A 23,218-nucleotide genomic window follows, 5' to 3' on the forward strand; every position below is an offset into this window, starting at 1 on the left:
GTTTTAAAGGAGAAAGCTAGGCTTCTTATTTTTACTAATGTTATAATAAGAAAAAAGCACGAAAAGAGGTCATCTCATGCTAGAGGTTATTGCAACATGTTTAGAAGATGTAAAACGAATTGAAAGTGCTGGCGGGAAGCGGATTGAATTAATTTCATCTTATACAGAAGGTGGTTTAACACCGAGTTATGCTTTTATAAAAAAAGCGGTAGAAGTGGTAAGTATACCAATTCATGTTATGATTCGTCCGCATGCGAAGTCTTTTACATATACGGAAGAAGAAATTGAAATGATGAAAGAAGATATTATAGCTGCACAGAAGTTAGGAGCAGCTGGGGTAGTATTAGGCGTATTAAACGAACGAAATGAAGTGGATGAAGAGAAATTAGCGGATTTACTATCTGTTGTAGATGGAATAAATGTAACGTACCACCGTGCGATAGATGATATAAAAAATCCAGTAGAAGCGATGAGCACTTTAAAGAAGTTTCATAAAGTGACTCACGTTTTAACTTCAGGTGGACAAGGAAATATAGTAGAGAATATTCCGGTGCTTACAGAAATGCAAAAGGTAAGTGATGGTCAAATTCAGCTTGTAGCTGGAGCTGGCGTGACGAAAGAAAATATAAAGCGATTGCTAGATGAAACTGGAATCACGCAGGCGCATGTCGGTACGGCGGTAAGAGAAGGAAAATCATGTTTTTCTGAAATAGATCCTAATTTAGTACAAGAATTAGTTGAAATAATAAAATAAGTGCTTAAGAAAGAGGAGAAACGATGAAGGAAAATACGAAGAAAGAATTATTCTCTTGGGCTAAAACGATAGGTTTTACCCTTGTATTAATTGCTATTATTCGCGGTGTTTTATTTACACCTTCTTTAGTACAAGGTGAATCAATGATGCCCACTTTAAAAAATAACGAAAGAGTTCTCGTGAATAAGATTGGTTATAGTATAAGTGGATTAGATCGCTTTGATATTATCGTCTTCCACGGGAAAGAAGGATACGATTTAGTAAAACGAGTAATTGGTTTGCCAGGCGATACAGTTGAGTATAAAAATGATGTTTTATATGTAAACGGAAAAGCGATGGAAGAACCATATTTAAAACAGTTTAAAGAAAAAGCAGTAGGCCGTGTATTAACTCCAGACTTTACGTTAGAACAAATCACTGGGAAAACGAAAGTGCCAGAAGGCCAAGTATTTGTTTTAGGGGATAATCGTGAAGTTTCTAAGGATGGTCGCATGTTTGGCTTTATTTCAGAAGATGAAATTGTCGGAAAAGGACAAGCTGTTTTCTGGCCGTTGGAACAAGTAAGAGCGTTATAAAGTGTGGTGAAGTATGGGAGAGATATTCTTCCATACTTTTTTATTTGCTTAAAATCTATTGATTGAATTGAAAGAATATTTTATAATTTTAAATTATATGTTTGTTTCGAAAAACGGAATTTAAGTTCCGTAATTCGGAACGAAAGGGAGATAGAATGAGTATAAATAAAACGGCAGTTAAGACAATGGATATTTTAGAGTTGTTTTATGAGCATGAAGAGCTAAGTTTAACTGAGATGGTTCAGCTTACAAATATGCCGAAAACATCTGTTTATCGTTTAATTGGTTCGTTGGAAGAGATGGAGTTTTTACAAAAAAACGAAAAGGGGAAATATCGTTTAGGGGTCGTATTTTTACGGTTCGGTCAACTTGTTTCACACCGATTATCAGTAAGAAATATAGCAATTCCTTATATGAAAGAACTTAGAGATAGTTTAGGACAGGCAGTTAATTTAATAATTCAGGATGGAAATGACGCAATTTATGTTGAAAAAATGGAAGGTGTTCAGCCAGTACGCGTGTATACGGCGGTTGGAAGAAGAGCACCGCTTTATGCTGGCGCATGTCCAAGAATTTTACTATCGTATTTCTTTGAGGAAGAGAAACGGAGATACATAGAGGAAGTGGATTTAAAACAGTTTGCAGATGGAACAATCGTGGATAAGAAACAATTGTTAGAAGTGTTGCAAATGGCAAAAAAGGAAGGCTACACCATTAGTTATTCTGAGTTAGAAAATCATACAGCCGCGATAGCAGCACCCATTTTCGCGAGCGATGGAACGGTTGTAGCAGGCATTAGTATTTCGGGATTAGCAATTGAGTACAACGAAAGTAACATTTCATATTTTATTGCGAAGGTGAAAGAAACAGCGCATCGCATTTCGAAAGAACTCGGCTTTTTGGCATAGAAAGAGGGAGTAGGATGAAATTTTCTGCGTTAGGGGATCAAGCAATTATTGTTACATTTGGTGAAGAAATTAAGAGGGATATATATGAGAAAGTACAGCGGTTATTTCAAGCACTGCAGCAACATCCGTTTGCAGGAATGATAGAGTGCGTTCCGTCGTTTACTTCATTAGCTGTTTACTACAATGTATACGAAGTATGGAAGGGAAATGAGAGAAGTGAAAGGTCACATGATTACGTTCGCCAGTATATAAAGGAGCTGTGTGATTCTTATAAAGAAGAAGTAAAACAGGATGTGAAACATATTTCTATACCAGTGTGCTACGGGGGAGAATATGGACCTGATTTAGAAGAGGTTGCACATTATAAAGGTTTACAAGTAGAAGATGTGATTCGAATACATAGTGAAACTACATATTTTGTATATATGTTAGGTTTTACACCAGGGTTCCCGTATTTAGGAGGACTATCAAAAGAATTAGAAACACCTAGAAAAGAAACACCACGGTTACAAATCTCTCCTGGTTCAGTAGGTATTGGCGGAAATCAAACAGGTATATATCCGCTTGAAACACCAGGAGGATGGAATATTATCGGCCGAACTCCTATTTCATTATTTAATCCGGAAGAAGAAATACCAACATATATTCAAAGTGGTATGTATTTACGATTTATTCCAATAACGAAGGAAGAGTACGTATCGCTTGAGGGGGCTAAAAAATGGATGTAGAGGTTTTGCATGCGGGAATGTTTACAACAGTCCAAGATTTAGGGCGATCTCATTATCAACAATACGGTGTGCCAGTTGGCGGGGTGATGGATCAAAGTGCACTTCAGATGATCAATATGTTAGTTGGTAATGAAGAGAATGAAGCGGGACTCGAAATGACGATTATGGGACCTAAATTGTTAATAAAGAAAACGACTTTACTTGCGATTGGCGGAGCAGATATGGAACCGTTATTGAATGGAGAACGTATCCCCTTATGGCGTCCAATTTTAGCGGAAGAAGGTAGTATGCTTTGTTTTGGAAAAGTGAAAAGTGGTTGCAGAGCGTATGTGACCTTTGCGGGTGGAATACATATTGAGCGTACAATGGGAAGCAAAAGTACGTACATACGTGCTGCGATTGGTGGTATAGAAGGAAGAATGCTGAAAAAGGGTGACTACTTCCAAATTGGTGCACAACCAGAAATGGCGAATCGTTTCATACAAGACTTACAAAAAGATGAGCGTATAAAAACGAAATGGGCAATTAGCAACAGTGTACTACCAAAGTATAAGAAACATCCTAAGCTTCGTGTCATAGCTGACTTTGAATACGATCAATTTACAGAAGAAAGTAGAAAGGCATTTTTTACGAAAGAGTATAAGGTATCTAATTATGCTGACCGTATGGGCTATAGGGTTGAGGGAGAAGTATTAAATAGGATTGAAGAAAAAGAGATTTTATCGAGTCCTGTTACATTTGGAACCATTCAAGTTCCTAATGGTGGACAGCCGATTATATTAATGGCAGATAGGCAAACGACAGGTGGCTATCCGAGAATGGGAAATATCATTTCAGTAGATTTACCTCTTCTTGCCCAGCTAAAGCCGGGGGACTATGTTTCTTTTGAGAAAATTACGCTTGAAGAAGCGGAACAATTGTACATAGAACAAGAAGTAAATAGGAATCTATTAAAGAAATTCATCGCTTTACGAAGCTGAAATTAGGAGGAATACATTATGACTACAATCGATTTAAACTGTGATTTAGGAGAAAGTTTTGGCGCTTATAAAATGGGGAATGATGATGAAATTCTTCCGTTCGTTTCCTCTATAAACGTTGCTTGCGGTTTTCATGCGGGTGATCCGTCTATTATGCGTCAAACTGTTGAAAAAGCTTTGGAGCATAACGTAGCAGTAGGGGCGCATCCTGGATTTCCTGATTTAATTGGATTTGGTAGAAGAAACATGAATGTTTCAGCAAGTGAAGTATACGATTATGTTTTATATCAAACAGGCGCATTAGACGCATTTGTGAAAGCGGCAGGCGGGAAAATGCAGCATGTAAAGCCGCACGGTGCCTTATATAATATGGCGGCGTCTAATCCGGAAATTGCAGATGCAATTGCAAAGGCAATTTATCATATAAATCCAAGTCTATTACTTTATGGATTAGCAAATAGCGAGGCGTTTATACAGGCTGCAGAAAAATACAAAGTAACTCTCGTACAAGAGGCTTTTGCGGATCGTACATATAAGCAAGATGGTACATTAACGAGCCGTACAGAAGAAAATGCGCTTATAAAAGATGAAGACGAAGCGATAAAGCAAGTACTTCAAATGGTGAAAGAAGGCCATGTAAATGCGGTCAATGGAGAGAAAGTAGCAGTTCAGGCGCAAACAATTTGTTTACACGGTGATGGGGAAAAAGCAGTGCAATTTGCAAAAAGAATATACAGAACATTCAAACTTAATGATATTTCTATTTGTGCACCGAAATAAAAAATAGGGGGAAGTGCTAGAAATGATTAAATTAATCGGAATACTACTTGTTGCAGTGGGCTTTTTATTTAGATTAAATACACTTTTAGTAGTTATGGTTGCAGGTATTGTTACTGGTATGGTTTCAGGATTAAGTTTTTATGATGTGATCAGCATGTTCGGTAAATTTTTCATAGAAAATAGATATATGTCTATGCCAATTATATTAACTTTACCGGTAATCGGAATTTTAGAGCGTTACGGTTTAAAAGAAAGAGCAGAAGCACTTATAACGAAATCAAAAGGAGCAACAACTGGAAGAGTATTAATGTCATATTTTACGATAAGAGAATCATCAGCAGCACTAGGGCTTAATATTGGTGGGCATGCGCAAACAGTAAGGCCGCTCGTTGCACCGATGGCAGAAGGGGCCGCGCAAGGTAAATACGGTAAACTTCCTGAAAAATTAAGAGAAAAGATTAAAGCAAACGCAGCAGCTGCTGAAAATACAGCTTGGTTTTTCGGAGAAGATATTTTCATCGCAACTGGAGCTATTTTATTAATGAAAGGATTCTTCGATTCAGTAGGTATGCATGTCGGAGTATGGGATATGGCACTTTGGGGCATTCCGACAGCAATATCTGCACTTATTGTAAGCTGGATTAGATTTAGAAGGTTTGATAAATATATAGAGAAAACAATGAAGGCAGAAGGAAAAGAAGAGAAGGAGGCAATCTAATATGAACATCATCACAATGGATACAATCTATTATGTATTAGGGATAATCGTTGCTTTTATCGCTGTTCGTATCGCATTCGATTGTAAACATCCAAACAGATTCGGTTCTAGTTTATTTTGGGCATTGTTTGCAGTTACATTTTTATTTGGAAATGTAATTCCTTCGTTTTACGTTGGCTGTATCGTGCTCGCTATGGTCGTTTTAGCCTCGCTAAATAAAGTAACAAAATCAGAGGAAAAAGAAGTTCCAGTACAAGAACGTGTGAAACATGCTGAGAAATTAAAAAATAAAATTTTTATGCCTGCACTATTAATTCCTATTTTTACAATTATCGGTACGTTGACCTTAGGGAAAATTAAATGGGGAAATGTCTCTCTTGTTGATCCAGATAAAGTAACATTAGTTGCACTAGCGCTTGGTGCATTACTCGCATTTGTTGCGGCGATGCGTATTACAAAATCAAAAATAACAACACCTGTACAAGAAGGAAGCAGACTATTACAAGCTGTTGGCTGGGCTGTAATTTTACCACAAATGTTAGCAGCACTTGGCGGTATATTCGCGAAGTCTGGCGTTGGACAAGTTGTTTCAGACTTAGTTGGACAAGTGCTACCGACAGAGTATCCGTTCGTTGCTGTTATGGCGTACTGTTTAGGCATGATGCTATTTACAGTCGTAATGGGAAATGCATTCGCAGCGTTTGCTGTTATTACTGGCGGAATTGGCTTACCTTTAATAGTTCAAATGCACGGCGGAAACCCAGCAATTATGGCAGCACTCGGTATGTTTGCTGGATATTGCGGAACGCTGCTTACTCCAATGGCAGCAAACTTTAATATCGTACCTGCGATGCTTTTAGAGCTAAAGGATAAAAATGCGGTTATTAAAGCACAAGTACCAATTGCTCTTTCAATTTTTATCATAAATATGTTTATTATGTACGGCCTTGTATATCGTTTCTAATTAGGAGGATAAAACTATGAAAACAGTATTATTAACAGGGTTTGATCCGTTTGGCGGAGAAAATATCAATCCAGCTTGGGAAGTAGCAAAAGGTTTGCATGAAAAAACAATTGGAGAATACAAGATAATAAGCAAACAAGTACCAACTGTATTTCATAAATCAATAAGCGTATTAAAAGAGTATATAGAAGAACTAGCGCCGGAAATTATTATATGTATCGGACAAGCTGGGGGCAGACCAGATATTACGATAGAACGTGTCGCAATTAATATTGATGATGCAAGAATTGCTGATAATGAAGGCAATCAGCCGGTAGATGTACCAGTTGTAGAAGAAGGAGTGATTGCATATTGGTCTACACTTCCGATGAAAGCAATCGTAAAAAAACTTCGCGAAGAGGGCATACCGTCATCTGTTTCACAGACGGCAGGCACATTCGTTTGTAATCACTTATTCTATGGACTTATGCATGAACTAGAGAAACATGATAAGAAAATAAAAGGTGGATTCATTCACATTCCGTTCTTACCAGAACAAGCGAGTAATTATCCAGGGCAACCGAGTATGTCACTTTCTACTATTCGTAAGGGGATAGAATTGGCAATCGAAGTAACGACGACAGTTGAAGTAGATATTGTAGAGGTTGGGGGCGCAACGCATTAAGTAAAATGAATTGTACAACACCTCCTGTAAACAACTGGTATAATAAGAATAGGAAAATACATAGAGGTGATTTTTGTGCAACAATTTGAAGAAGTACGTTCAATTTTAGAAAAAGCGAAGAAAATTACAGTATTAACAGGTGCTGGTGCAAGTACGGAAAGTGGTATTCCAGATTTCCGTTCAGCAAATGGGTTGTATGCTGATGCGAATGTGGAGATGTATTTATCAAGAGGGTATTATAATCGAAGTCCGAAAGAGTTTTGGAAGCATTATAAAGAAATCTTTCAAATTAATACGTTCCATCAATATAAACCAAATCGTGGACATCGCTTTTTAGCTGCGCTAGAAGAACAAGGGAAAGATATTACGATTTTAACGCAAAATATTGACGGTTTACATCAATTAGGTGGCAGTAAGCATGTCATCGATTTACATGGAACACTTCAAACAGCACATTGTCCAAAATGTAAATCAGGCTATGATTTACAGTATATGATTGATCATGAAGTACCGCGTTGTGAGAAGTGTAATTTCATTTTAAATCCAGACGTTGTTTTATACGGAGATACATTGCCGCAATATCAAAATGCTATCAAACGTTTATATGAAACAGATGTGCTTATCGTTATGGGAACGTCATTAAAAGTACAACCTGTCGCTTCATTCCCGGAAATCGCAAAGAGGGAAGTAGGAGCAACAACTATTTTAGTAAATGAAGAGTTAACAGGACAGGAATATAACTTTGATTTTGTTTTTCAAAATAAGATTGGTGAGTTTGTTGAAGGGTTATCTTCAATGAAATAAGTTATCGAAAAAACTGAGGTATCTGCCTCAGTTTTTTATTTGAGTAATCACTGTTTTAAGCCATATGAAAACATTTTGATAACGTAGTAACAACATCTCTATAATTTATAAAAATCAATTTGCCCCATTTTTCTTTTAGAATAATATTCATGTTATTGTGCATTAAGGGAATGGTAATAAATAGGATGTAAAAACAAAAAACTGAAAATTAAATCTTTTATTTCTTTTATAATTAATATAAAATTCTATATATATCATATAAATAAATTTGATACATAATGATTTTGCGTAGAAATGTTAATAGAATGAAGCGAGGGAGCGAAATGAGACAGAAAAAGGAGCAGAAAAAACAATCGAAAAAGAAAAAGACTCATATTCCATTTCGGTTAAATGTACTATTTTTTATTGTCTTTCTTTTATTTTCAGCTATTATAATTCAATTAGGTAAAGTACAAATCATTGATGGAGAAACGTATAGAAATGAAGTAAACAAAAAGGAAGATGTAACGGTAAGTACTCCCGTTCCTAGAGGGAAAATGTTTGATCGACAAGGTCACGTTATTGTAAATAATAAACCATTGCGAACCGTTACATATACGAAAATGAGAGGAGTAGACTCGAAAGAAGTTTTACAAGTAGCAAGAGATTTAGCTAAGCTAATTGAAATGTCGCAAGAGGACATGGATAAGTTAACAGAGACAGATAAGAAAGATTTTTGGATGCAGTTAAATGAAAAGCGGGCAGCAGCGAAAGTAACGAAAGAAGATGAGAGTAAATTTAGAAAGCAAGAAATAGAAGGAAAAGAGTTAGATAAAAAAGTAGAAGAACTGCGCCGGGAAAGAATTACACAAGAAGAATTAAATGAGCTTTCAAAGGAAGATATAGAAGTATTAGTAATTAAAAGCAAAATGAATGCGGGATATAAAATGACGCCGCAAATCGTTAAAAAAGATGTAAGTCAAAATGAATATGCTGTCGTTAGTGAAAGGTTGGCAAGCTTACCAGGGGTAGATACGACAGTAGATTGGGAACGTGAATACCCAAATGATAAAATACTGCGCTCTATACTAGGTAGCGTTTCTAATGAAAATGAAGGATTGCCAAGAGAACAATTAGATTATTATTTAGTTCGTGATTATAATCGAAACGACCGTATTGGTAAAAGTTACATTGAAAAACAATATGAAGATGCACTACATGGAACGAAGGAACAGTCTAAAAATATTATGGATAAAGCAGGGAAGATTGTTCGAACAGAAAAAGTGACTGAAGGAAAAAGTGGAAATAACTTGATGTTAACAGTCGATATGGATTTACAGAAAAGAGTAGAGGGCAGCCTTGAAAAGAATTTACGAGCCTTTCATGCTGCAGAGCCGATGATGGATCGTGCGTTCGTAGTAATGATGAATCCGAAAAACGGTCAAATTTTATCAATGGCAGGAAAGAAAATTGTAAATAAAGATGGCGGTATGCAAATAGAAGATTATGCATTAGGAACGATGACAAGTTCTTACGAGTTAGGGTCAACTGTAAAAGGGGCTACTTTATTAACTGGATATCAAACAGAAGCGATTAAGCCGTATACACACTTCTTTGATGCGCCAATGTATTTTAAAGGAAGTTCTAAGCCGAAGAAATCGTGGAAAGAATTTGGGGATATTGATGATTTAAGAGCTTTGCAAGTGTCATCGAACGTTTATATGTTTAATACGGCTTTAAAAATGGCAGGCATTAATTATGTCCCAAACAATCCATTAGACATTAAACAAGAAACATTTAATAAAATGCGCTACTATTTTAGACAATTTGGCCTAGGTGTGTCGACTGGTATTGACCTGCCAAATGAATCAATTGGTCAAGTAGGTAGAACTGATAACATACCTGGATTTTTACTTGATTACGCGATTGGACAGTATGATACATATACGCCGCTTCAGCTTGCACAATATATTTCCACAATTGCAAATGGCGGTTACCGAATGAAACCACAAATTGTACAAGAAGTTAGAGAGCAACCGAATAGACCAGAGGATGTAGGAAAAGTCGTTCGGTCGATTGAACCAGTTGTATTAAATAGAGTGGATATGGACACTTCGTACATTAATCATGTAAAAGAAGGATTTAGAAGAGTTTTTCAAGAAGCTGACGGAACAGGTACCGGAACGTTTAAAGGTCTACCATATAAACCAGCGGGAAAAACAGGAACAGCTGAGACAGTATATGGTGGAGAAAGTGATATTGGAAGAGATGAGAACAACAACCGAAAAAAATGTTATAATTTAACTCTTGCCGGTTATGCACCATATGATGCTGATCCGGAAGTAGCTTTTTCAGTTGTTGTACCATGGGTGAATGATGATAAATCAGGAATTAATTCTGCGATTGGTAAAGAGATTTTGGATGCGTATTTTGAATTAAAAACAAATAGATCAAATGCAAATTCAATTCCAGTAGAACAACCGAACAAGGCACAGTAAAAATAGTATCACTGCATGGAAACATATTGTGCAGTGATATATTTTTTGAGTTAAAAAGCGCTTTATAAGGTGGGAATGGATATGAAAAAGGAGATTAAGAGAGGCTGGGGAAAGTACATACTATTTATATTGGTGATAGTCATAGGCTACCATTCTTTTACTTTATGTAAGGTGGAAGGGGAATCGATGCAGCCGACTTTATATGAAGAAGACTACGTATTTGTAAATAAAGCGGTAGTACGTCTTTCTAATTTACAACACGGAGAAATTGTCATTATAAAAGAAGAGGATGAATCGAAATATTATGTGAAACGTGTAATAGGGCTTCCTGGTGATGTAATTAACATAACGAACGGAAAGGTATATGTGAACGATAAAAAGCAAGAAGAACCATATACAAACAAAGATTTATTTAACAACACACAAGTGTTTTATAATTTTCAAAAGACAAAAATTCCGCCAAATAAGTTATTTGTAATGGGAGATAACCGCGAAGTAAGTAGAGATAGTCGAAATGGCTTAGGATATATTGAAGAAGATAACATAATAGGCAAGGTGGAATTTGTATATTATCCTTTTTCAAAAATGAAAATGATAGAATAAGTGGGGGATGAGCAAAACCCCACTTATTAAAGTTTCACTTTATTTTCTTTAAAAAACCTTTTGGATTAAATGATATGAAAAATTTATGTTTAGACTCGTCGATTATGAAGTTATTATTTTTAGTTAAAAACTCATCCACAGCTTCCATCGGGCCAGGACCCCAATCGGGAAGAAGCGGATTTCCATTAATGGAGGTATCTTCTACAATCATATAACTGCCAGTAGTGACGATAGATTTATATAGTAATAGTTCTTTGGAGACATGTTCTTTACTATGATCAGAATCTAAAATAACTAAAACCACATCATCAGGTTTGCGCATGCTTACAATTGTTTGGATGGCCTGCACAGAAACAGAAGATGCTGTTAAATACGTAATCCGATTATGTGATGGCCGATTTGGCTGCGGAGTTATATCGATAGTAAGTACGTGACCTTTTCCAATTAAATCTAACATAGAAGCTAAATACAGTGCACTACCACCGTGAAAAGTCCCGCATTCAATAATTAAATCGGGCTTTAATTCATAAATAATTTCTTGATACAAAAAGAGATCAGAGGGAAGTTTACAGATTGGAACTCCAAACCAGTGTGTATCGTTTAACCACACGAGGCTGTTGTAATATTGGTTTAGAAATTCATTGCTTATATTATCGATTTTAAATTCTCCTTTCTAAAAAGGATTCTCTCGTTTGACGTAAAGTGTTTACGCATGAAAGTTGTACTATATATTATGTAGTAAGGAATTGTAAGGCGAGTGTTTTTACTTGAAAATAAGCCAAATAACTCATGTGGAAAATGAAAGGAAATGATCGTATGTACAAATACACAATTTGTTTTATTAGAAAAAGCGATAAAATACTGCTATTAAATAGAAATAAAAAGCCGAATATGGGGATGTGGAATGGTGTTGGAGGAAAAATAGAAGAGAATGAAACGCCATACGAAGGAATAATTAGAGAAACGTTTGAGGAAACGGGTATAGAACTTTCAAGTGTAACGTATAAAGGGACTGTTGTTTTTAAAGGTAAAGATGAGCCCCAGGCTAGTGAAGGAATGTATGTGTTCGTTGCTGATTTTCCAGATGGAATGCAAATGAATACACCATTACGTACGGCTGAAGGATTATTAGAATGGAAAGAAATTGATTGGATATTAGATGGTGATAATAGAGGTGTAGTTAGCAACTTACCAAAATACTTACCGACAGTAATAACAGAAGAAAATAAGTTAAAACATATATTCACGTACGATAACCGGAATATTATTAATTACACAACTGCATGTTTGACAGAAGATGATGCGAACAAGCGATATGAAAAACAACTCATTTCTCAATAGAAGAGGATAGTGAAAAATCACGTTTTTGTTCTCATTATATATACGAAGTGATTATATGTTTCAGAAATACAATTTATTGGTCAGAATTGTAATATGTATGATATAACTTTTCTTATGGTGAAAGAGTAGAGAACATACGTAAACGGAAAAGAGGTGGCTTTGCCACCTCTTTTCCGTTAGTCACGAATCGCCTTAATGATAAATCGATGTTGCTTCACATCAAAATATCCTTTTTGCAAGATGATTTCATGTATACGATATAGTTCCTTATAATACCTTTCGACAGTAAAATCAGGAATTTGCCACGGAATCGCTTTTAAATAATAGACAATAGCGCCAATATCATAAAAGCGTTGGAAAGGGAATTCTTCTTTTGCATCTAAGATAGTAAATCCATTTTCCTCTAACTCACTACATGCCGCTTCAAGCGACCAACTTGCAAATTCGCTATTTAGTGGTGAGCCGAACTGCTCATTCAGTACCGCGCAATCAAGACCACCAACTTGTTGTGTAAGAAAAACGCCATGTGGAGAAAGAATTCGTTTTACCTCAGAGGCAGCATAGGATTCATGTTGATTTATAATGAAATCAAACTGCCCATCTTGAAATGGTAATACAGTATCATTAATCACTTCGACGACTGTAACTCCTAAAGGCTCTAATTTCTTCCGAGCAATTGGCACATTTGGAGCATAACCCTCAGTCGCATAAATAGTTGACGGGAAAGGTTGTAACATAGATAAAAACTCTCCGCCGCCAGTACCCATATCGAGCATTGACTTTGCACGTTGCATAAGCAGGAAAGCAATGCTGCCGTATGACCACGATAAAGGCTCGCTCTTCATTCGACCCGTTTCTGAAATGAAAGAAAAATCCCAGCCGCTAAAATGTGTATTTGTACTTTCTAATAAAGTTAAAAATAATGGATCACGTTTCATAATTATGTCCTCCTATTTCGTAAATGAATGATATGATGAGAAAAGAAAAAGGGAGGACCTCTTATGAAAGAGAGGCAGTTTTACGTTTCGTGTTCGAATAGATTCATATAGATTCGCTCCTTGTGAGAATGGTTATTTATATATTCGGCATTATAGAGTGAAAATCCTTTGAACTTACATAGGAAGGTGTTGTTTAATGAAGAACTGGATGGAGTTTACAGACAAAGAGGATGATCGAATTTGGAACAAGTTATATAGTGAACTTGAGTTTTCGCCAAGTGTTTCTACATTTCCATCATTTAAGGTGCCAAGTCCTTTTATTACATATAATATTTCTCATTACTTTGGAGAATCGGTAGATTTAGATGTGTATGACGATTTGGAAGATAAAGCGTTACAAGTGTTTAAGGAAAATACAGCATCGAATGAATATATAATGGCACTAGATTGGCAACATGAGTGTTATTGGGTGAATCCTCACTTAGAGTTTGAAAGAAATGAATTTGATGAGTGGATTATACCAATATTTCCGAATGGAGATTACTACTTTTTTATTCAGAAGGACTTTAAGTGGGGGTATTTAGGTCATCCTTGGGAGAAGAGTATAACGATATTTGGAAAAGGACTAATAGAAAGTTTTGAACGAAATAAGCCGGAAATGTTTCAAAATATTTTAAGGCAAGGATAATGTTTGGGAGAGAAAAAGTCCTTATACTTCATTTTTGAAGTATAAGGACTTTTTGTTTAAAATACTCAAAAACAAAAATCTTTTGGTAAAGTACCATTTTTAATCACCGTTCGTAACCCATGTTTTATAATCCAAGGATTAATAGGATGCTGTTTATCACGTAATTGCTGTAACCACTGAAAAACGAGTTCTTTATCTTCTTTCGTAATATCGTTAATATGATTGGCTACAGATTTTTGAACATATTTAGAAGAGTCATTCATTAATGGTTCAAGAAGCTGTAAATTGTACTTAAAATCATCTTTTAGAGCTCCTATTTTTTTAGCCCAAGGAAGCCTTGGTCTTGTACCTTCAGAAACTAATCTTCTAATGTGGCTGTTTTCGTCATAAATCCACTGTTGTAATATATTTAGTGTGTCTTCATGGTATGTTTCAAGAAAAGGCCGAATGGCATATTCAGCAGTATTTCTTTTCGTTATTTCATACATGGCGTTGAATGAGGTTTCAAAGTCGTTAAGTCCATATTTTTCAACGTATTTTGCAAGAGGCATGTACATATATCCGTTTGTAAATGTGCCTACTTCTGTTGTATTTTCTGGGCCTAATGTTTTTAGTAATATATGTATTGCTTCATTAAAATCTTTTTGTAAAGCATTGTGTAATTCATCTGCAATTACTTCAATACGCTGTTTTAACTCTAAATTTTCAACTTTACAAGCTACAGAATCTACAAAGATGTTTTTAGAGAAATAAGGATCGTGTTTACAAATAGAATCAGCTATTTTTTCTGCTAATTCTTCATTAAATAAAAATTTTAACGGAACATATTTACCCATTTTTTCACCTCGGTGGTCAAAGGAAAACAATTTTTATTTTTTAATCGACAATCCATAAACCAAAGTCTCACTCGGAGTCGTAATACTAAAACCTGTCGTCTTATAATCAAGTTTCACCGTATCACCAGTGTAGTCTTTCGTGAATGAATCCATTTGTACGATAAGCTCTGCATCTTCATATACAACATCATCTGCGTTATATGTATCCCAAATTAAATCGACATCAACGAAAATACTACAAGAGTTCGTCATTGTTCCTCTAATGCGAACGATCTTTTTATCTTCAAGTTCTAATCTATGTATAGCTGCTTTTGCTTCATCAGTAATGCGAATGTTCATTGTATCCCAACCTTTATTTATATTTCCTTTATTATTGCAAAAACAGGAGCAATAGGGAAGTAAAGAGGTTTGCAACAAAAAACGAGCAAACAAATTTGTTTGCTCGTTTCACTTTATTTTAGTTCACATTTATCAAGTGGAATCACTTTTGTTTTTTTCGTAAATTTATAACCTAACCATAGTACTAAGAAGAGTGGTAAACCGATGTAAGAAACGAGTACACCGTTCCAGTCGATTGACTCACCCATAAATGCCCCGTAGTTTTGTCCTAAAATTACGATGATACAAAGTGTAAATGCAAAGATTGGACCGAAGGGGAACCATTTTGCTCTATATGGTAAGTCATTTAAATCTTTTCCTTGTGCGATATACGCTTTACGGAAACGGTAATGACTAATTGCAATGCCGACCCAAGCGATAAAGCCAGACATTCCTGATGCATTTAATAACCAAATGTATACAACACCGTCACCGAATAAAGAAGCAATGAAAGCAATACTACCGACAATCGATGTTACGATTAATGCGTTAACAGGTACACCGCGGCTATCTAATTTACCAAGAAACTTTGGTGCCTTCCCTTGGCGAGCTAAATCCCAAAGCATACGAGTTGATGCATACATACCAGAGTTACCAGCAGATAGTACTGCCGTTAAAATAACAGCGTTCATAACAGAAGCAGCAAAGGCAACGCCCGCTTTTTCGAAAATAAGTGTAAATGGACTTACTGTTACATCACTTGCAGCAAGACTTTCAGTTGTATAAGGAATTAATAAACCGATAACGAGAATTGCAAGGATATAGAATAAAAGAATACGCCAAAAGATTGAACGAATTGCTTTTGGGATATTACGTTCTGGATCAGATGTTTCACCAGCAGCTACTCCTAATAGTTCAGTACCTTGGAATGAGAAACCAGCTGCCATAAACACACCGATAATTGCCATGATACCGCCGTTAAATGGTGCATCTGCAACAGTGAAGTTTTTAAATCCAACCGTTTCACCGCCCATAATTCCAAAAATCATCATGAAACCAACAATTAAAAAGATAATAATCGTAACTACTTTAATAAGTGCGAACCAATATTCAGATTCACCAAACCCTTTAACAGATAAATAGTTTAAAAGGAAAATAATAGCTAAACATAATCCGCTCCAAATAAGAGAAGGGGTATCTGGGAACCAAAATTTCATAATTAATGTTACGGCTGCAAGTTCAGCAGCAATCGTAATTGCCCAGTTATACCAATAGTTCCATCCAAGTGCAAAGCCAAGTGATGGATCAACAAATTTTGTTGCATACGTACTAAAAGATCCAGTAACAGGCATGTAAGCTGCAAGTTCAGCTAAGCTTGTCATTAAAAAATAAACCATAATTCCAATTGCGGCGTATGCAATTAATGCGCCACCAGGTCCAGCTGTATGGATGACACCACCGCTGGCAAGAAATAGTCCGGTACCAATTGTACCACCGAGAGAAATCATCGTAAGGTGACGAGATTTTAATCCGCGTTTTAATTCACCTTGTCCTTGTGTAGTTTGCGTTTTAGAGGTAGATTGATTTGTTGCGCTATTCATGTTCAACACTCCTTTTCTTGTAGGTTAGGAAGGAGCGGGGGAGAAAAATACAAAAAACCGCCAAAGGAATTTGGCGGAACGTTTCACAAATAACCACCCCATCATACCCTTCCGTTAAGATAGCACCCCACGTTTACACGGTAATTTTGTAAACGTGACAGTTCTGTTCCTTTCGGAGACAGCCCCAGCTCATATTTCCAGAGAAGAAATATAAACTTCGGCAACTTTTCCTTTCAAACGGAGTCAGCTGACATTCTCTGTGTCTCGTCCGTTTTACTATTAAAAGTCGCAACCTCTACCTCATCGGATTGATGAGGATTTATATATTGCTAAGATTTTTAATATATGGCAATTGTAATGACTTTCTGAATATATTGCAAGATATTTTGTTAGGAAAAGTCAAAAAATATCGGTTATTGTATAGGAAACGCTTGCAAAACTCCACCCGAACCTACTATTATGTAGCAATAAGCAAAGAAAAAATTGTTATACAAATGTTTCGCAAAAAATATTGAAAAACCCTCTAAATTAAAAGAAAATTCAGAAAAATATAATTCGACATTCATAATAAAGTCATATTATTTGTTATAATTAGGGTAACGTTTAAGCAAAAAGGGGAAATCAAAATGAAATTAGAAACAGAAAGGCTCTATATAGTGCCGTGTACAGAAGAGAGGATTCAAGTCGCTAACGAGCAAGGATATAATAGCGGTCCGCATATTGTAGGGCATGTAAAGAATGTAAAAAAAGATGCAACTTTATTACCATGGGGGGCGTGGTATGTTCTTCGAAAAGAAGACGATAGCGTTTTAGGTGATATTGGATTTAAAGGGAAACCAAACGAGGATCAAACAGTAGAAATTGGCTATGGATTCATTGAGAAATATTGGAATCAGGGCTATGCAACAGAAGCTGTAAAAGAACTAATCGATTGGGCTTTCAAAACAGGTGAGGTAGAAACAATAATTGCAGAGACACTTCTAGATAATTATAGTTCGATGCGTGTTTTAGAAAAGTTACATATGAAGAGAGTAAATGCTACAGAAATGATGATTAATTGGAAAATAGAAAAATAAAAAATACCGCTCTAAATTGAGCGGTATTTTTTATAGTTATGGTAGCATTTGCTTCTGATCATTCGGATACTCAGCCGTTGAAGTATTAGGACGATTGGAATGATTACGAACAGCAATGAAAATAGAAATAATAACGACAAGACCAACTGCAACGTAAGAAAGTGAAATAATAGTTGGATCCACTTTAAATGTAGTAAGCAGTGTACGAATGTTTGTAAAGATAATAAGACCACCAACTAATACGCCAAGTAAATGAGAAGGAACGATGCGAACTAGCCATGCCGCGATTGGTGCCGCTACGATACCACCGAGCATGAGAGAAAATACCCAAACCCAGCTTACTTGTTCCCAGCCAAGTGAGATGAAGAAGCCGATTGTTGCAGCGAGTGAAACAGGAAATTCACTCGTATCTACAGATCCAATAACTTTTCTAGCTTCATTTCCTCTTGCTAGAAGAACAGGTGTCGTAATCGGCCCCCAACCACCGCCACCAGTTGAATCAACGAATCCAGCGAATAAACCAAGCGGCACAAGTTGTTTTGCAGACATACGCTTATTTGAAGTGACAATTTGTTTTTGAATGATGAATCGTAATAAAATATAAACCCCTAAAGTAAATAAAAATACGGAAATGTACGGTTTAATTACATCACCAGGTAAATTGCTTAAAAAACATGCCCCAACAAATGCGCCGATTGCCCCAGGTAATGTAAGCCTGGAAACTGTATATTTATCAACGTTTCCAAATTTGATATGAGATGCGCCAGAAGCTGCAGTTGTAACGACTTCAGCTAAATGAACCGATGCGGAAGCTACAGCCGGTGCAATACCAAACATTAATAATAGTGAAGTAGACGTTACCCCATACGCCATTCCGAGTGCTCCATCGATCAGTTGAGCGAAAAATCCAATAATAGCAAAGACAATTAATTTCTGCATAAATAATCCCCCTGTAATAATAAATGAAAAAGACACTTTTCCCGTATGAGAAAAGTGCCTTTGGTTTTTCCAATCAGCAATAATTAAATTTGTTTCATTATAATACATATTAATCGTATAAATCAACTAGGTTTTAAAGTTTTTGAATTGAATGAAAGAAAAATAAAATATACAATAAAAGGATGGAGAGAAAGGGGAGAAAGAATATGTTAGAATTTGATCATCTCGTTCACGCAGTGCAATGTACACCGGAGGAAGCGGCAAAACAAATGCAGGAGCTTGGATTTCATACTGTATTAGGCGGAGAGCATACTACTTGGGGTACTTGGAATAGTTTAAGTTATTTTGACTTATCATACATAGAATTTTTAGCAGTTCAGCATGAAGAAAAAGCGAAAGAAGCAGAAAATCCATTAGTACAAGAAACAGTGGTGAAACTACAAAATGGAGAAGGAATGCTTCAAATCGCGATCCGAACAGATGCAATTGAGGAGCTAGCAGTTAACTTTAATAAGTACGGCTTACATACGATAGGGCCATTTGAAGGGAAACGCATGAGAAAAGATGGCCGGCTTTTAGAATGGAAAATGTTATTTGTTAAGCAAGAAGAGAACGGACCGAAATTACCTTTCTTTATACAGTGGAATGAAACGGACGAAGAAAGAAGAAACGATTTACGTAACAGTGGGACGATCACTGAACATAAAAACAAAGTGCAACAAATTGAAACGATTCATTACGCAGTAAAAAACGTTCGAGAAACAGTACGGAAATGGAAAAAAGTAATGGGACTATCTACAAGCTCAGTTGTGAAAAATGAAAAATGGAATGCTGAGAGTCAAAGTGTAGTGTTTGGAAATATTCATGTGCAGTTTTGTGAACCGATTGGAGAAGGGCTAGTACTAGAACATTTGAATAAGAATGGCGAATATCCATTTGCAGTAGAGTTTAAAGGTGGAAATAAACGAGAGCATGAAGTGCTAGGTAGTTTGTACATATATTAATAGAGGTGAACGTTGTGGAAGAAATGCTTAGGGAGATAGAGAGAATACTAGAATGGCCTCGTATGTTAAAAGCGACTGTTATTTCAAAAGGCTTTTCATTCGATGAGAAATATAAAATTGAATTAGAGAGTGGGGCCTCGTATTTTATTAAAGTATGCGATTCATCATATTTTGAACGGAAGCAGGAAGAATATGAATATATGCAGCAGCTAGATTCTTTACATATTCCTATGCCAAAATTAATTCATTTTATTAGTCTTACTAAATTCAATAAATGTGTACAAGTTTTTGAATGGATTGATGGATTAGATGGTGAAGATATATTAAGAACGTTGTCTACAGAAGAGCAGTATAGGGCTGGAAAAAAGGCTGGAGAAGTACTAAAAAAGATTCATTTAGTTGAAAAAGAAGATAAAAGTAATTCATGGGAAATGTCTATATGGAGTAAATATGAGAGATACTTAGAAGCGTTGAAAGAATATGAAGTAGACTTTTTTCGTTTAAATACAGTGATAGATTTTGTAGGAAATCATAAAGATTTATTAAAAAATCGTCCCATCGTATTTTTACATGACGATTTTCATCCGGCTAATATAATGATTGACCAAAATGAGTTTCGGGCTGTCATTGATTTTGCTAGATTCGATATTGGTGATCCTATTCATGATTTTTATAAAGTAGCACTATTTACAACGAATATAAGCAAACCATTTGCGGTTGGACAAGTTCACGGTTATTGCGGAGGCGAACCATCGCTTCATTTTTGGAAACTCTATACATTGTACGCCGCGATGACATTCCCAGCGGATATCGTTTGGACGAATCGAAGTACGCCGCATTTAGTAGATGATATGAAGGAAAGATTAAATGGAATTTTAGAAGATCATAATGATTTTTCATCCTATATTCCAAAATGGTATCAATCAAGCGAATTTAATAAATAAAGGAGTAATTTATATGGATAAAATAGCAGTAATTTCAGATATTCACGGTAATATTCAAGCATTAGAATCCGTGTTGAATGATATTAAATTAAGAGGAATCGAGCGCATTATTTGTCTTGGAGATTTAGTAGGAAAAGGACCTCATTCCAGTGAAGCAATTGAAATCATTCGTAAAGAATGTGAAGTAGTCGTAATGGGAAACTGGGATGATTTTATTACAAAGCCGACTGAATTTGAAGCATTAAAATGGCATCAAAAACAATTATCGGAAGAACAAAATGATTATTTAAGAAGTTTACCATTTTCAATCGAATTTTTTATGAGTGGAAAACTCATTCGTATGTTTCACGCTTCACCGAGAAGTTTATATGAAAGAATTCAACCACACGCTTCAAGAGAAGAGCGTATTAGTATGTTCGAAAATAGTGATCTGACAGAAAATATAGAAGGAGAAAGAAAACCAGATGTCGTTTGTTACGGTGACGTTCACCAAGCGTTCGTTCAAAATTTCAGAGGGAAAACGTTATGTAATGCCGGCAGCGTAGGAAACCCACTTGAAATAATGCAAGCTTCCTATTTAATATTTGAAGGAACATATAATGAAAAAGAAGCGGCGAGCTTTTCTATTCAACTTGTACGAGTACCGTATGATATTGAATTAGCTATCAGATTAGCAGAAGAACTCGAAATGCCAGAAATTGAAGAGTATAAGCAAGAGTTACGGACGGCCTTATATCGGGGGTTTAAGGGGAAGTAAGCTAATAATATATCAACGATTTTTCAAATATATCTATCATAACTTAAAATATATCAACGATTTTTTCGATATATCAACGATTCGACAAAGGATATCGATTTACCGACAAATAGTGACATGGATTATTACTTATAATTATATTATGTAAACTAATTATAAAGGGAGATATCATGAACCGAAAACAACGAATCAAAGAAATTGCAAATCATATTGTAAAGCTAAACTTAACCTATCCAACAAGAGTTGGAGTAAGTGGTATTACAGCATCAGGAAAAACAACATTTGCAAACGAATTAGCAGAAGAAATAAAAAAACGAGGATTACCAGTAACACGCGCCAGCATTGATGATTTTCATAATCCAAGAGTGATTCGCTATGCAAAAGGAAAAGAATCTGAAAGAGGGTATTATGAAGATGCACACGATTATACAGCTTTCAAAGAAAGATTATTAATGCCTTTAGGACCTAACGGAAATTTACAGTATGAAACGATTTCTCATAACTTAATAACGGATATGCCTGTACATAATGAGCCGCTATTGGCCACGCAAAATATGATATTAATAGTAGATGGAACGTTTCTATTGAAAAAAGACGTTGCGTATTTATTTGATTACAAAATCTTTGTAGATACAAATTTTGAGATTGCGAGAAAACGTGGTGCTAAGCGGGAAACTGAAGCTTTTGGAAGTTATGAAGAAGCAGAGAAGATGTTTTTGAACAGATATCATGCGGCCTGTAAGATGTATATAGATGAGCATAATCCAAAAGAGTGTGCGAATGTTATATTTAAGAATAGTGATTTAGGAAATCCAGAAGTTATATTTCATGAAAGAGCGTAATACATAATCAGAAATATATGTATAGCCTTTTGTTTATTGTTATAATTAAATTAATTTTATGAAGCAAATAAAAGGGGATAAGACAATAAAAAACGCAAAAAGGGGACAAGAAATATAATGAATGAAGTACTCGAACTAAAAGAAGAACTACTACAAATTAAAAATAACAATTATGCTGTACCAGAAGACGTAGATGCATATCCATATGCGCAATGGATGCTAGATTATATCGGATCACCTGATGCTGAATTACGTGATGATTTAATTTATAGTACGCTTCACACATGGATTACAAATGATGTATTTAGACAAAAAGAGTTAAGAGGATTAATGTTACAAGCAATTAGTCCTGATTATTTATTTTATAAAATTGGTGAAAAGGGAACAGACTCTGTATTTAAACGTGCATTCTCCGTATTAATTCCACCACTTATTTTATCTGTTCATGAAAGAGAACCGTTGTTATCGGAAGAACAATTGTACAGTGTGGCAGAACAAGTGTTGGAATATGTATATTTAGAAGAAGATGTAAGGGGCTACGTAGAAGGAAAAGGCTGGGCACACTCTACTGCACATGCAGCAGATGCGCTTGATGCTTTAGCGCGTACAATCCAAAATCGTGAGTTCTCATATGCAATACTAGCTGCCGTTCGTCAGAAGGTACGCTTACATGACTATGTATACATTCACTTTGAGGATGAGAGATTAGTAGCACCAATTATGTCGTTACGTAACCAAAATCTTTTAACTGAAGAAGAGTGGAGCAACTGGTTACATAGTATAGCAATTGTTGAAGACATCCCGCATCCTCAATATGATATTTTAGTACAAAATATTAGAGCTTTCTTAAGAAGTTTATATTTTAGAGTTTTAGAGACAGAGGGTAGCACAGCCTTTACAGATGATATATTGGAGACTTTGAAAGGGTTGCGTAGGTATTAAAAATACGTTTTTCTAAGAGAAAAGTACATAAAACCAC

The 23,218-nt window shown here is 35.7% G+C and carries 26 protein-coding genes and 1 riboswitch; of the genes, 20 read left to right on the forward strand and 6 right to left on the reverse strand.

Translation table 11 applies throughout. From position 1 onward, the window contains the following. The first annotated feature begins 76 nt into the window (after window positions 1–76). The 12 genes from ACTFRM_RS10210 to lepB (ACTFRM_RS10265) all read left to right on the forward strand — a co-directional run bounded on the left by ACTFRM_RS10210 (window position 77) and on the right by lepB (ACTFRM_RS10265) (window position 10,955). Window positions 77–754 carry a copper homeostasis protein CutC gene (locus ACTFRM_RS10210; RefSeq protein ID WP_000895118.1) on the forward strand — a complete coding sequence of 226 codons (678 nt, stop codon included), beginning with the start codon at window positions 77–79 and terminating at the stop codon, window positions 752–754. A gap of 23 nt (window positions 755–777) precedes the next feature. Further along, on the forward strand, window positions 778–1,329 hold the full coding sequence (gene lepB / locus ACTFRM_RS10215) for a signal peptidase I (protein WP_000662501.1): 552 nt from the start codon (window positions 778–780) through the stop codon (window positions 1,327–1,329). A 155-nt stretch (window positions 1,330–1,484) separates the two neighbouring features. Beyond that, entirely contained in the window at window positions 1,485–2,237 is a 753-nt protein-coding gene (locus tag ACTFRM_RS10220) for an IclR family transcriptional regulator (RefSeq protein WP_000026358.1), read from the forward strand. Window positions 2,238–2,251: 14 nt separating this feature from the next. Continuing rightward, window positions 2,252–2,965 carry a 5-oxoprolinase subunit PxpB gene (pxpB, locus tag ACTFRM_RS10225; protein ID WP_000672283.1) on the forward strand — a complete coding sequence of 238 codons (714 nt, stop codon included), beginning with the start codon at window positions 2,252–2,254 and terminating at the stop codon, window positions 2,963–2,965. Further along, window positions 2,956–3,945 (forward strand): biotin-dependent carboxyltransferase family protein, encoded by a 990-nt coding sequence (locus tag ACTFRM_RS10230; RefSeq protein ID WP_173600627.1) that lies wholly within the window; start codon window positions 2,956–2,958, stop codon window positions 3,943–3,945. The genes pxpB and ACTFRM_RS10230 overlap by 10 nt, the downstream gene beginning before the upstream one ends. An 18-nt stretch (window positions 3,946–3,963) precedes the next feature. Continuing rightward, window positions 3,964–4,725, forward strand: a complete 762-nt coding sequence (pxpA, locus tag ACTFRM_RS10235) for a 5-oxoprolinase subunit PxpA (RefSeq protein WP_000207321.1) — start codon at window positions 3,964–3,966, stop codon at window positions 4,723–4,725. 22 nt (window positions 4,726–4,747) lie between these two features. Further along, entirely contained in the window at window positions 4,748–5,443 is a 696-nt protein-coding gene (locus tag ACTFRM_RS10240) for a DUF969 domain-containing protein (protein WP_000593392.1), read from the forward strand. 1 nt (window position 5,444) lies between these two features. Beyond that, the gene (locus ACTFRM_RS10245; RefSeq protein WP_001021642.1) at window positions 5,445–6,407 is read left to right on the forward strand and encodes a DUF979 domain-containing protein; all 963 of its coding nucleotides are present in this window, start codon (window positions 5,445–5,447) and stop codon (window positions 6,405–6,407) included. A gap of 16 nt (window positions 6,408–6,423) precedes the next feature. Next, window positions 6,424–7,071, forward strand: coding sequence for a pyroglutamyl-peptidase I (gene pcp, locus ACTFRM_RS10250; protein ID WP_000859709.1), 648 nt, complete (start codon window positions 6,424–6,426; stop codon window positions 7,069–7,071). 75 nt (window positions 7,072–7,146) lie between these two features. After that, complete coding sequence (locus ACTFRM_RS10255; RefSeq protein ID WP_001183792.1) at window positions 7,147–7,875, forward strand: NAD-dependent protein deacylase; 729 nt, start codon at window positions 7,147–7,149, stop codon at window positions 7,873–7,875. Window positions 7,876–8,198: 323 nt separating this feature from the next. Then, entirely contained in the window at window positions 8,199–10,352 is a 2,154-nt protein-coding gene (locus tag ACTFRM_RS10260) for a peptidoglycan D,D-transpeptidase FtsI family protein (protein WP_001249191.1), read from the forward strand. A gap of 81 nt (window positions 10,353–10,433) precedes the next feature. After that, window positions 10,434–10,955, forward strand: coding sequence for a signal peptidase I (gene lepB / locus ACTFRM_RS10265; RefSeq protein WP_002094069.1), 522 nt, complete (start codon window positions 10,434–10,436; stop codon window positions 10,953–10,955). Window positions 10,956–10,989: 34 nt separating this feature from the next. On the opposite strand, the gene ACTFRM_RS10270 is transcribed toward lepB (ACTFRM_RS10265), so the two are convergent. Further along, complete coding sequence (locus tag ACTFRM_RS10270; protein ID WP_265736937.1) at window positions 10,990–11,613, reverse strand: cephalosporin hydroxylase family protein; 624 nt, start codon at window positions 11,611–11,613, stop codon at window positions 10,990–10,992. A gap of 158 nt (window positions 11,614–11,771) precedes the next feature. Between ACTFRM_RS10270 and ACTFRM_RS10275 the strand changes: the two genes are divergently transcribed. After that, window positions 11,772–12,296: an NUDIX hydrolase gene (locus tag ACTFRM_RS10275; RefSeq protein WP_002182860.1), complete on the forward strand. Its 525-nt coding sequence runs from the start codon at window positions 11,772–11,774 to the stop codon at window positions 12,294–12,296. Between the two features lie 176 nt (window positions 12,297–12,472). On the opposite strand, the gene ACTFRM_RS10280 is transcribed toward ACTFRM_RS10275, so the two are convergent. After that, complete coding sequence (locus ACTFRM_RS10280) at window positions 12,473–13,234, reverse strand: class I SAM-dependent methyltransferase (protein WP_000817605.1); 762 nt, start codon at window positions 13,232–13,234, stop codon at window positions 12,473–12,475. A 196-nt stretch (window positions 13,235–13,430) separates the two neighbouring features. Here ACTFRM_RS10280 and ACTFRM_RS10285 point away from each other — a divergent pair, with 196 nt between their 5' ends. Beyond that, window positions 13,431–13,922, forward strand: coding sequence for a DUF2716 domain-containing protein (locus tag ACTFRM_RS10285; protein WP_000800539.1), 492 nt, complete (start codon window positions 13,431–13,433; stop codon window positions 13,920–13,922). A gap of 65 nt (window positions 13,923–13,987) precedes the next feature. Here ACTFRM_RS10285 and ACTFRM_RS10290 read toward each other — a convergent pair whose 3' ends face one another. The 3 genes from ACTFRM_RS10290 to ACTFRM_RS10300 all read right to left on the reverse strand — a co-directional run bounded on the left by ACTFRM_RS10290 (window position 13,988) and on the right by ACTFRM_RS10300 (window position 16,677). Beyond that, window positions 13,988–14,758, reverse strand: a complete 771-nt coding sequence (locus ACTFRM_RS10290) for a DNA alkylation repair protein (RefSeq protein WP_000521698.1) — start codon at window positions 14,756–14,758, stop codon at window positions 13,988–13,990. A gap of 33 nt (window positions 14,759–14,791) precedes the next feature. Continuing rightward, entirely contained in the window at window positions 14,792–15,097 is a 306-nt protein-coding gene (locus ACTFRM_RS10295; RefSeq protein ID WP_001026167.1) for an iron-sulfur cluster biosynthesis family protein, read from the reverse strand. Between the two features lie 113 nt (window positions 15,098–15,210). Next, window positions 15,211–16,677: an amino acid permease gene (locus tag ACTFRM_RS10300; protein WP_001083397.1), complete on the reverse strand. Its 1,467-nt coding sequence runs from the start codon at window positions 16,675–16,677 to the stop codon at window positions 15,211–15,213. A 112-nt stretch (window positions 16,678–16,789) separates the two neighbouring features. Then, a riboswitch (Lysine riboswitch) is annotated at window positions 16,790–16,983 on the reverse strand. A gap of 320 nt (window positions 16,984–17,303) precedes the next feature. Between ACTFRM_RS10300 and ACTFRM_RS10305 the strand changes: the two genes are divergently transcribed. Next, the gene (locus ACTFRM_RS10305; protein WP_000764604.1) at window positions 17,304–17,753 is read left to right on the forward strand and encodes a GNAT family N-acetyltransferase; all 450 of its coding nucleotides are present in this window, start codon (window positions 17,304–17,306) and stop codon (window positions 17,751–17,753) included. Window positions 17,754–17,789: 36 nt separating this feature from the next. Here the strand turns inward: ACTFRM_RS10305 and ACTFRM_RS10310 are convergent, their stop codons facing one another. Further along, entirely contained in the window at window positions 17,790–18,800 is a 1,011-nt protein-coding gene (locus tag ACTFRM_RS10310; protein WP_002024365.1) for a sulfite exporter TauE/SafE family protein, read from the reverse strand. 98 nt (window positions 18,801–18,898) lie between these two features. Between ACTFRM_RS10310 and ACTFRM_RS10315 the strand changes: the two genes are divergently transcribed. The 5 genes from ACTFRM_RS10315 to ACTFRM_RS10335 all read left to right on the forward strand — a co-directional run bounded on the left by ACTFRM_RS10315 (window position 18,899) and on the right by ACTFRM_RS10335 (window position 23,181). Beyond that, window positions 18,899–19,696 (forward strand): VOC family protein, encoded by a 798-nt coding sequence (locus ACTFRM_RS10315; protein ID WP_000888973.1) that lies wholly within the window; start codon window positions 18,899–18,901, stop codon window positions 19,694–19,696. A gap of 14 nt (window positions 19,697–19,710) precedes the next feature. Then, window positions 19,711–20,640, forward strand: coding sequence for an aminoglycoside phosphotransferase family protein (locus tag ACTFRM_RS10320; protein WP_033695855.1), 930 nt, complete (start codon window positions 19,711–19,713; stop codon window positions 20,638–20,640). 13 nt (window positions 20,641–20,653) lie between these two features. Then, entirely contained in the window at window positions 20,654–21,397 is a 744-nt protein-coding gene (locus ACTFRM_RS10325) for a metallophosphoesterase family protein (protein ID WP_002182855.1), read from the forward strand. 170 nt (window positions 21,398–21,567) lie between these two features. Continuing rightward, window positions 21,568–22,239: a uridine kinase gene (locus ACTFRM_RS10330; protein WP_001080568.1), complete on the forward strand. Its 672-nt coding sequence runs from the start codon at window positions 21,568–21,570 to the stop codon at window positions 22,237–22,239. 117 nt (window positions 22,240–22,356) lie between these two features. After that, complete coding sequence (locus ACTFRM_RS10335) at window positions 22,357–23,181, forward strand: DUF2785 domain-containing protein (protein WP_001006674.1); 825 nt, start codon at window positions 22,357–22,359, stop codon at window positions 23,179–23,181. Window positions 23,182–23,218: the final 37 nt, after the last annotated feature.

The sequence above is a fragment of the Bacillus cereus group sp. MYBK227-1 genome, assembly GCF_051916325.1.
In the GTDB taxonomy this organism is placed as follows: Bacteria; Bacillota; Bacilli; order Bacillales; family Bacillaceae_G; genus Bacillus_A; species Bacillus_A cereus.

Coding starts and splice junctions, on each gene's coding strand:
- ACTFRM_RS10210 (WP_000895118.1), top strand. CDS start 77: ATGCTAGAGGTTATTGCAACATGTTTAGAAGATGTAAAACGAATTGAA.
- lepB (WP_000662501.1), top strand. CDS start 778: ATGAAGGAAAATACGAAGAAAGAATTATTCTCTTGGGCTAAAACGATA.
- ACTFRM_RS10220 (WP_000026358.1), top strand. CDS start 1,485: ATGAGTATAAATAAAACGGCAGTTAAGACAATGGATATTTTAGAGTTG.
- pxpB (WP_000672283.1), top strand. CDS start 2,252: ATGAAATTTTCTGCGTTAGGGGATCAAGCAATTATTGTTACATTTGGT.
- ACTFRM_RS10230 (WP_173600627.1), top strand. CDS start 2,956: ATGGATGTAGAGGTTTTGCATGCGGGAATGTTTACAACAGTCCAAGAT.
- pxpA (WP_000207321.1), top strand. CDS start 3,964: ATGACTACAATCGATTTAAACTGTGATTTAGGAGAAAGTTTTGGCGCT.
- ACTFRM_RS10240 (WP_000593392.1), top strand. CDS start 4,748: ATGATTAAATTAATCGGAATACTACTTGTTGCAGTGGGCTTTTTATTT.
- ACTFRM_RS10245 (WP_001021642.1), top strand. CDS start 5,445: ATGAACATCATCACAATGGATACAATCTATTATGTATTAGGGATAATC.
- pcp (WP_000859709.1), top strand. CDS start 6,424: ATGAAAACAGTATTATTAACAGGGTTTGATCCGTTTGGCGGAGAAAAT.
- ACTFRM_RS10260 (WP_001249191.1), top strand. CDS start 8,199: ATGAGACAGAAAAAGGAGCAGAAAAAACAATCGAAAAAGAAAAAGACT.
- lepB (WP_002094069.1), top strand. CDS start 10,434: ATGAAAAAGGAGATTAAGAGAGGCTGGGGAAAGTACATACTATTTATA.
- ACTFRM_RS10275 (WP_002182860.1), top strand. CDS start 11,772: ATGTACAAATACACAATTTGTTTTATTAGAAAAAGCGATAAAATACTG.
- ACTFRM_RS10280 (WP_000817605.1), bottom strand. CDS start 13,234: ATGAAACGTGATCCATTATTTTTAACTTTATTAGAAAGTACAAATACA.
- ACTFRM_RS10285 (WP_000800539.1), top strand. CDS start 13,431: ATGAAGAACTGGATGGAGTTTACAGACAAAGAGGATGATCGAATTTGG.
- ACTFRM_RS10290 (WP_000521698.1), bottom strand. CDS start 14,758: ATGGGTAAATATGTTCCGTTAAAATTTTTATTTAATGAAGAATTAGCA.
- ACTFRM_RS10295 (WP_001026167.1), bottom strand. CDS start 15,097: ATGAACATTCGCATTACTGATGAAGCAAAAGCAGCTATACATAGATTA.
- ACTFRM_RS10300 (WP_001083397.1), bottom strand. CDS start 16,677: ATGAATAGCGCAACAAATCAATCTACCTCTAAAACGCAAACTACACAA.
- ACTFRM_RS10305 (WP_000764604.1), top strand. CDS start 17,304: ATGAAATTAGAAACAGAAAGGCTCTATATAGTGCCGTGTACAGAAGAG.
- ACTFRM_RS10310 (WP_002024365.1), bottom strand. CDS start 18,800: ATGTATTATAATGAAACAAATTTAATTATTGCTGATTGGAAAAACCAA.
- ACTFRM_RS10315 (WP_000888973.1), top strand. CDS start 18,899: ATGTTAGAATTTGATCATCTCGTTCACGCAGTGCAATGTACACCGGAG.
- ACTFRM_RS10325 (WP_002182855.1), top strand. CDS start 20,654: ATGGATAAAATAGCAGTAATTTCAGATATTCACGGTAATATTCAAGCA.
- ACTFRM_RS10330 (WP_001080568.1), top strand. CDS start 21,568: ATGAACCGAAAACAACGAATCAAAGAAATTGCAAATCATATTGTAAAG.
- ACTFRM_RS10335 (WP_001006674.1), top strand. CDS start 22,357: ATGAATGAAGTACTCGAACTAAAAGAAGAACTACTACAAATTAAAAAT.